General features: G+C 50.0%; 1 pseudogene. It reads left to right on the top strand.

Going from position 1 to position 1,348, the window contains the following annotated elements:
- Positions 1-1,348: pseudogene (locus tag AB4Z45_RS32890) on the top strand (hypothetical protein); the annotation flags it as partial.

The following is a 1,348-nucleotide window of genomic DNA, read 5'->3' as shown; positions in this document are numbered from 1 at the left end:
ACAGCGACAACTGGAACGCTTGCCACAAATGCAACAACAGCAACGGTAACAGGCTTATCGGCAGCGACAGGTTATGATTTCCGCCTAGTTGTAACAGGCGGAGCAAATGCTGGCGACTCTAACGTAGTAACGGTGACGACAAACCCGATTGCACTTACAGACTTCGCGAGTGCAAGCAAAACGGGAACAAGCGCAACGTTCACATGGAGCGCAGCAACAGGCGCTACAAATATTAAAGTGGAGCAATCACCAACAGGTGCAAATACGTGGACAACAGCGACATCGGGAACACTTGCGACCAATGCAACAACAGCAACGGTAACAGGCTTGTCGGCAGCGACAGTTTACGACTTCCGTCTAGTAGTTACAGGCGGAGCAAATGCAGGTGACTCAAACGTAGTAACGGTGACGACAAATCCAATCGCACTAACAGACTTTGCGAGTGCAAGCAAAACGGGAACAAGCGCAACGTTCACATGGAGCGCAGCAACAGGCGCTACAAATATTAAAGTTGAGCAATCACCAACAGGTGCAAACACGTGGACAACAGCGACAACAGGTGCTCTTTCCACGAATGCAACAACAGCAACGGTAACAGGCTTGTCGGCAGCGTCAGGTTATGACTTCCGACTTGTAGTAACTGGCGGAGCGAATGCAGGTAATTCGAATGTAGTAACGGTGACGACAAACTCGGTTGCACTAACAGACTTTGCGAGCGCAAGCAAAACGGGAACAAGCGCAACGTTCACTTGGAGCGCAGCAACAGGTGCAACAAACATTAAAGTGGAGCAATCACCAACAGGTGCAACAAACATTAAAGTGGAGCAATCACCAACAGGTGCAAATACGTGGACAACAGCGACGACAGGCGTGATTGCGACCAATGCAACAACAGCTACAGTAACAGGCTTATCTGCAGCGACAGGTTATGATTTTCGTCTAGTAGTTACAGGCGGAGCAAATGCAGGCGACTCGAACGTAGTAACGGTGACGACAAACCCGATCGCACTTACAGACTTCGCGAGTGCAAGCAAAACGGGAACAAGCGCAACGTTCACATGGAGCGCAGCAACAGGCGCTACAAATATTAAAGTGGAGCAATCACCAACAGGTGGAAACACGTGGACAACAGCGACAACTGGAACGCTTGCCACAAATGCAACAACAGCAACGGTAACAGGCTTATCGGCAGCGACAGGTTATGACTTCCGCCTAGTTGTTACAGGCGGAGCAAATGCAGGCGACTCTAACGTAGTAACGGTGACGACAAATCCAATCGCACTAACAGATTTCACAAGTGCAAGCAAAACGGGAACGAGCGCAACGTTCACATGGAGCGCAGCAACAG

The organism is Paenibacillus sp. MCAF9, assembly GCF_052114265.1.
Taxonomy (GTDB): Bacteria; Bacillota; Bacilli; order Paenibacillales; family Paenibacillaceae; genus Pristimantibacillus.
The sequence above is the reverse complement of the archived record's forward strand: the minus strand, read 5'-3'. Positions and strand labels throughout refer to the sequence as shown.